This window comes from Neisseria sp. P0021.S007 (assembly GCF_051956855.1).
This window is the reverse complement of sequence record NZ_JBQCXA010000002.1, coordinates 454,019-460,898: the sequence shown is the minus strand read 5'-3', so window position 1 is coordinate 460,898 and position 6,880 is coordinate 454,019. Positions and strand designations below refer to the sequence as shown.

Here is a 6,880-nt window from a genome sequence, read left to right as displayed (position 1 = left end):
CTTTCACACCGTCGTTGTTCACGGTGGTGTCGCCGGCTTTGACGCTGTCTACCACCAGGTCTTTGTTCAGCTTGACGGTCACTTTATCGTCTTGGGCTTCAGTGGTGATGTTGTCGTCGCCGGCAACGGTCACGGTGGAGCCGAGTTTTTCGATATTGGTGCTGCCGCTGTCGCCGTTGAAGGTCAGACCTTTGGTATCAACGGTGGTTTTGGCATCCACACCTTTTTGGATGTTATCTTTAGTACTTTGAGCAAGATCGATACTGTACTCAGTTGTGACGGCACCATCGGCTGCAGTTGTAGTATTGGAAGTCAAATTCAAAGCATTGGAAACTTGTACCGTTGCTTTATCTGCGCTGACGGTATAAGTGGTCTCTTTGCCTGAGGTTGTTTTATTAACGTGCGCGTTACTGCCTGCCGCCACCTTGGTTGTGGTTTTGGCATTATTGATGGCATTAGCAACATCGCCGGCAGTCGCTACACCGGCAGTCGGTGCGGACACTGTGCCATTATTATCGACAGACAATGTGCCTTGAGTGACGTTGATTTGAACTTTTGATGCATTCTCGCCATCGGTGATTGCAACAGTCGTCAAGTTGCCATCGGCGTAGTTGACTGTACCGTTGTTATTGATACGAGATTTGTCTGTACCGTTTTGTTGGATATTGTGTCCAACATTGTTCATAACGGTGTACAGCTGGCTACCATTGACCGCATCGGTCGAAGTGGCGGAAATACGGCCTGCGGCAACATTCTGGATTTGGCGTTCATTGCCTGCACTGCCTACAGAAACCGCGCCTGTTTTAGCGGATGAAGAAGCTGCATAGCTGACATTAGTCGTCGTACCACTATCGTTTTTGAATGTTGCATTTTTAGCTGTTGCATCAAAATTATTGGCAGTGCCAACAGCACCATTACCCAATGCAACGGAGCTACCGATCGTAGTCGTCGCGCCACTACCCAAAGCAACTGAATCGCTTCCAGTCGCTTTTGCATTATTACCGCCGGCAAAACTATTCTGCCCGGCAGCTTGGGCTGAGGAACCAATAGCGGTGGAATAAAGGCCTGAACTGTTTGCCTGCTTACCAATGGCGATAGAATAAGCTTGCGTTGTCTGCGCCTGATGACCGATTGCAACAGAATCATCACCGACTGCATTTGACAAATAGCCCATTGCCGTACCGTTATTTTGTGCCGCTGCCCTTGCACCGACAACGGTTGCATTTCCATAGTTGGCTCTACTGTGAGCACCAACGACTACAGAGTAATTGTAATTATTTTCTGTATTCAAACCTATGGCGATAGAACCTGTACCGCGGGAATTGGCATTAGAACCTAAGGCAACAGCGCCAACAGTTCCCGAAGTTACCGTTGCATTTGGACCAACAGCAACAGAATCTTCGCCAAGTACGTTGGCATTATGACCCAAGGAAACACTACCCGTCGCACCAGTACTTGTTGCCGCATTCGGTCCGATGGCAATCGAATTGGTTGCTTTTGCACCGTCATTGTTCCAGTTTTTCGTACCGTCAGTTTTGCCTTCTTCTGACTTAACAGAGAAATAGCGGACACGCTCAATTGCACTCAAAACACCATAAAGCTGTGAGCCGTTGATCGCATCAGTGGAAGTAGCGGAAATATCGCCAGGGGATACATTAATGATTTGGCGTTCGTAACCTTTGGAACCGACAGACACAACATCACCGGCATCGGTAGTTTGACCGCCTGCCCAAGTGTAGGTTACACCCATAATTTCGCGTTGAACGTATGCCTGACCTTCTTTATCGGTTTTAGAAGCCGTACCCAAAGCCACAGAATTCAGCAAAGTAGCCTTCGCACCTGTACCCAAAGCTACACCACCAAAGGCAGTGGCCTGAGATTTGGTACCGATAGCCAGAGACAAATCGGCAGATGAATTAGACTGCACACCTAATGCAACAGAACCTTGACCGGCAATAGTATTACCATAAGAACCGCTATACATCGTATCACCAGTCATCTCTTTATAAATATCACGCAGACTTTTACCGCTCAGCGTATATTCACCGGTCTTTGCACCTTTTTCATTATATTTGATGAATTTATCCGTTGCATTGCCAGAATATCGAGTACCACCTACCGAATCTAAATCATCACCACCAATAGCAACAGATGAATTACCATTAGCCAAGACATTGCCACCAACCGCAATAGATTGGTCTCCCTTTGCCCACGCCCCCTCAGGTCTGCCCTGTGGATCAACACGGTTACCTGAACCAATAGCAATAGACTGAGTTATCTTAGAACTACTTGAATCGCCTACTCGAGCCGTATTACCAATAGCAATATTATTGTGAGTTACATTCACATTCATAATATTTTGCGAAAGAACCCCAGATGCACGTCCAATAGCAATCGTACCAAGTCCTGTTGCATTCGCGTCTGCACCAAGTGCAATAGCACTTGATGCTGCATTACCCGAAGCTGGAGAATTTGCCACTGCACTTTTACCGATGGCAATGGTATTTCCAGTTTGAGCTTGGGCTGAATTACCTATGGCAATAGACTCACTTTGATAACCCACTGCATTGGTACCGATTGCAATGGCATTTTGCGCATTGGCTGCAGCCTGACTGCCGCTGCCAATTGCAATGCCGTTTTGACCTCTTGATGTACTGGATTGGCCCAAAGCCATTGAGCCTATACCAAATGCTTGCGCCGAATTACCCAATGCTGTTGTGCTCGTATTATCAGCAAGAGCATTCTTACCTACCGCTGTCGCTTGCGTACCATTTGCTTTGGAATCTGCACCCAATGCTGTTGAATCTACAGAAACAGCATTGGCACTTTTACCTATCGCTGTTGCATATGAACTACTTGCACTTGTATCTGCACCCATTGCAACAGCATGAGTTTGAGTAGCTTTAGCATTAGTACCCACGGCCAGGCTGTTATTATGTGTTGCATTTGCACTCGTACCTACCGCAACTGCACCATTAGCCGTAGCATTGGCTGATGCTCCTATTGACAGCGCACCAATACCGGTCGCTGTTGCACCGCTGACCGCAGTAGCACTGGTCGGAGGATCAACCGCAATTTGTCCTCGTCCCGCAGTTGCCGCATACGAATTACCTGCACCCAAAAGAGCTGCCGAAATCACTGTCAATCTGAAAACTGTCGCGATACCATTTTTACCGGATTCGGCAGATACATCTGCACTGTTTTGTTCGGCAGACGATTTCACACGGCCTTTGGCCAATTCGGAAGTTACGACAAAAGATTGAATCGTACGGTTCCAAACAACTTTAAATATCTTATTCATAGGTGTGTCTTTCTCTTTTTATGATAGGTAAAAGCGTGAGCATGAGCATGACGCTACTTTAAGAATTTATGCGGGGTTTTCCCAGCAAAATGCTTATCTCAAGCTGACGTTTATTGTCACTTTGAGACAAAATTTAGGCTTTTGACTATCCCGCAACGGTATAGTATTTCATACTTACAAAATATCCGCTAGTCTAAAATATCAACCGATTATCTTTAATTTTTAAACAAAATCATGACGTTTGAACAGAAAAACCAATCATCAAAAGTTCTCCAGTCATGTTTTTATTAATAAGCGTAATGTTGTATTCCGTCGACAAGTCATCAGCAATCACAGTAATCATGCAAGCAACGTGCCAATCGCTCGGAATTTTATTTAAAATGAATTATTTTTTTAAGAAACAGGAAAGGCCGTCTGAAAGATTTCAGACGGCCTTTGATGAAATGATTTTGAACAATTGCTTAATTGAATAATTTGTTTTTTTGAGCTATCAATAAAATTGGCAAAATGCTTTTAATACGTCATAGAAAGAATACGCATATCCGTACTTATACAGACGCGGATGGTTTTACAAACCGAATACGGCAATATCTCCCTTGCCTTGACGAATCAGCTCAGTGCCATCGGTCATATCAATAACCGTTGTCGGCTCAGTACCGCACCAGCCGCCATCAATAACCAAATCAACAGCATGTTCAAGACGGTCTCGGATTTCGTATGGATCAGTCAATGGCTCTTCGTCTTCAGGAAGCATAAGGGTGCAACTTAAAATAGGTTCGCCCAATTCTTGCAAAAGCGCCAAGGCAGTAGCGTTGTCGGGAACACGCAGGCCGATGGTTTTGCGCTTGGGGTGAAGCGTGCGATTGGGTACTTCTTTGGTTGCCTGCAGGATAAAGGTGTAGCTGCCGGGCGTAGCTGCTTTAAGCTGGCGGAATTGGGCATTATCTACTTTGGCGTAAGTACCCAATTCGCTCAAATCGGCACACATCAGGGTCAGATGGTGTTTTTGATCGATTTTACGAATCGTGAGAATGCGCTCCATCGCGTTTTTGTCACCGAGTTTGCAACCCAGCGCATAACAGGAATCCGTAGGGTAAACGATGACACCGCCACTACGGACAATATCGGCGGCTTGCTTGATGAGGCGGTCTTGGGGATTATCGGGATGGATGGCGAAAAATTGTGCCATGTTTTTTTCCTTATCATTCTAATGGTTTGTTGTTTGACATTTTAAAACTTATTTGGCCGTCTGAATATTGGATTTCCACCACCATGAATGGATTTAGCCTCAGCTACAACACGGCTGCACCCAGTGATACCTTATATATTATTTTGATTTACCGGCCGATATCGAAAGTCAATTTAATACGCTATATAATGCATTATTTTGTTTGAAAGTCATCTCAATGCCTGCTTCTTCCCTACCTTCCCGCCGCTTGTCTGTCGCACCTATGCTTGATTGGACAGACAGACACTATCGCTTTATGGCGCGACAAATTACACGCAATGCTTGGCTTTATAGCGAAATGGTCAATTCAGGCGCGGTGGTTTACGGAGATAAAGACCGCTTTTTGAGTTTCAACGAAGGCGAGCAACCGGTAGCTTTACAGCTTGGCGGCTCAGATCCGCATGACTTGGCAATCGCTACCAAAGCGGCTGAAGCGTATGGCTATAACGAAGTCAACCTAAATTGCGGCTGCCCCAGCCCACGCGTTCAAAAAGGCGCTTTCGGCGCTTGCCTGATGAATGATGTAGATTTGGTGGCAGATTGTTTGAATGCGATGCAGGATGCAGTTGAAATTCCGGTGACGGTCAAACACCGCATCGGTGTAGACAGACAGACAGAATATCAAGTCGTAGCAGATTTTGTGGGAACACTTCGCGAAAAAACAGCCTGCCGCACATTTATTGTCCATGCACGCAATGCTTGGCTGGACGGTTTATCCCCGAAAGAAAACCGCGAAGTCCCGCCACTCAAATATGAATACGTGTATCGTTTAAAACAAGATTTTCCCGACTTGGAAATTTTGATTAACGGCGGCATCACTACCAACGAAGAAATCGCCGAACATCTGAAATTTGTCGATGGGGTCATGATCGGGCGCGAGGCTTATCACAATCCAATGCTGATGCGCGATTGGGATACAATGTTTTACAACGACGCACACGCACCAATCCAATACGCAGACTTAGCAGCTTGGCTATATGCATACAGTCGCGAACAAATCGCCTTAGGACGAGGCACAATCCTGCGCCATATCGTCCGCCACGCACTAGGCTTAATGCACGGCCTAAAAAATGCCCGCACTTGGCGCCGTATGCTCTCAGATGCTACTTTGCTGAAAGACAACGACGGCAGCCTGATTCTAGACGCATGGAAAGAAGTCGAACGCGCAAATATTTGAGATTAATGGTATATCGTGCGAATAAATGAAAGGCCGCCTGAAACATCCAATGATGTTTCAGACGGCCTTTAAAATTACAACAGACTGCTAAAGATATATTCATTTCTCTTTGGCTACTATTACGATTAACTCATCGAATCAACCCAAAACATAATCTAAGCATAAAAAAATGCGGCCTAAATAGGCCGCATTTACTTTGCTTCGTCTTTTCAGACGACTTTTTCAGGCCGTCTGAAAGTCAGATTACCATTGGTAACCAACTGCTGCGGTAGCACCGAAGTGACCACGTGAGTTGCCGGAAGCAGTACCTTTGATGATCCAATTACCACCATCGGAGATGCTAGAGAAGCCGACAGCGTAACCGGTTTCACCGCGGTAGTGACCGCCACCGATAGCCAGCATGCTCTTACCTGGCAAGTAAGCTTGTGGCAGACCGGCAGTAGCCAGAGCTTGAGCCACACCTGCGCGGGCGTTGTTGTCAACTTTGTTCACATTGCTGTTCACATCGCCGAATTTTTGGTTCAGCTGGTCAACGTTAACCGCATCGGTACCGTTCTTACCTGGAGCAACATTTTTAATAGTAGTGTTGCCGGCATCGATACCACCTTGGTTGATGGTTACAGGACCTGCTTTCAGTTCGTTAGTAGTAACACTGTTAACGGTCAGATCAGGGTTCAAGCTGACTTTCAGCGCATCGCCGTCTTTCTTAACGAAGATGTTTTGAACTTCTTTCTCTGAAGTCTTACCGGTTGCTTTGTCGAATACTTGGACTTTAGTACCCGCATCACCTTTAATCTGAATAGTGTTATTCAGTTTTTTGGAGATAGAGCCGTCAGTAGTACCAGTCTCGTCAACCAGACCGAAGGTGCCGTCAGCATCTTTACCATCTTTACCGTCTTTACCATCTTTCACGGTTGCAGTAGTAGTAGAGATGACTTTACCGTCTTTATCGAAGTTGTTGATAGTGATAGTAGAAGTACCTTTAGCTTCATCACGCTCAACTTTACCTTCAGCAGACTTACCGTTTTCACCTTTAGCACCAGTTGCACCAGTATCACCTTTAGCACCGTCTTTAACAACAGTAGTAGTAGTGTTACCGTTACCGTCTTTGATGGTTACAGTATGAGTACCGTCGCCGTTGTCTTTAACTTCAGCTTCAGCATTCTTACCGTCG

General features: G+C 45.9%; 4 protein-coding genes. 1 reads left to right on the top strand and 3 read right to left on the bottom strand.

Annotation, left to right across the window (positions count from 1 at the left end):
* Positions 1-3,301: ESPR-type extended signal peptide-containing protein (locus tag ACTHUR_RS05200; RefSeq protein WP_440392567.1), on the bottom strand; the 3,301-nt coding region annotated here is incomplete at its 3' end.
* Between the two features lie 568 nt (positions 3,302-3,869).
* The gene (locus tag ACTHUR_RS05195; RefSeq protein ID WP_004521114.1) at positions 3,870-4,490 is read right to left on the bottom strand and encodes an L-threonylcarbamoyladenylate synthase; all 621 of its coding nucleotides are present in this window, start codon (positions 4,488-4,490) and stop codon (positions 3,870-3,872) included.
* Positions 4,491-4,707: 217 nt separating this feature from the next.
* Between ACTHUR_RS05195 and dusA the strand changes: the two genes are divergently transcribed.
* Positions 4,708-5,706, top strand: coding sequence for a tRNA dihydrouridine(20/20a) synthase DusA (dusA, locus tag ACTHUR_RS05190; RefSeq protein WP_049336164.1), 999 nt, complete (start codon positions 4,708-4,710; stop codon positions 5,704-5,706).
* A gap of 243 nt (positions 5,707-5,949) precedes the next feature.
* Here the strand turns inward: dusA and ACTHUR_RS05185 are convergent.
* Positions 5,950-6,880, bottom strand: a 931-nt coding sequence (locus tag ACTHUR_RS05185; protein ID WP_440392566.1) for a collagen-flanked surface repeat-containing protein, incomplete at its 5' end; no start/stop codon positions are given.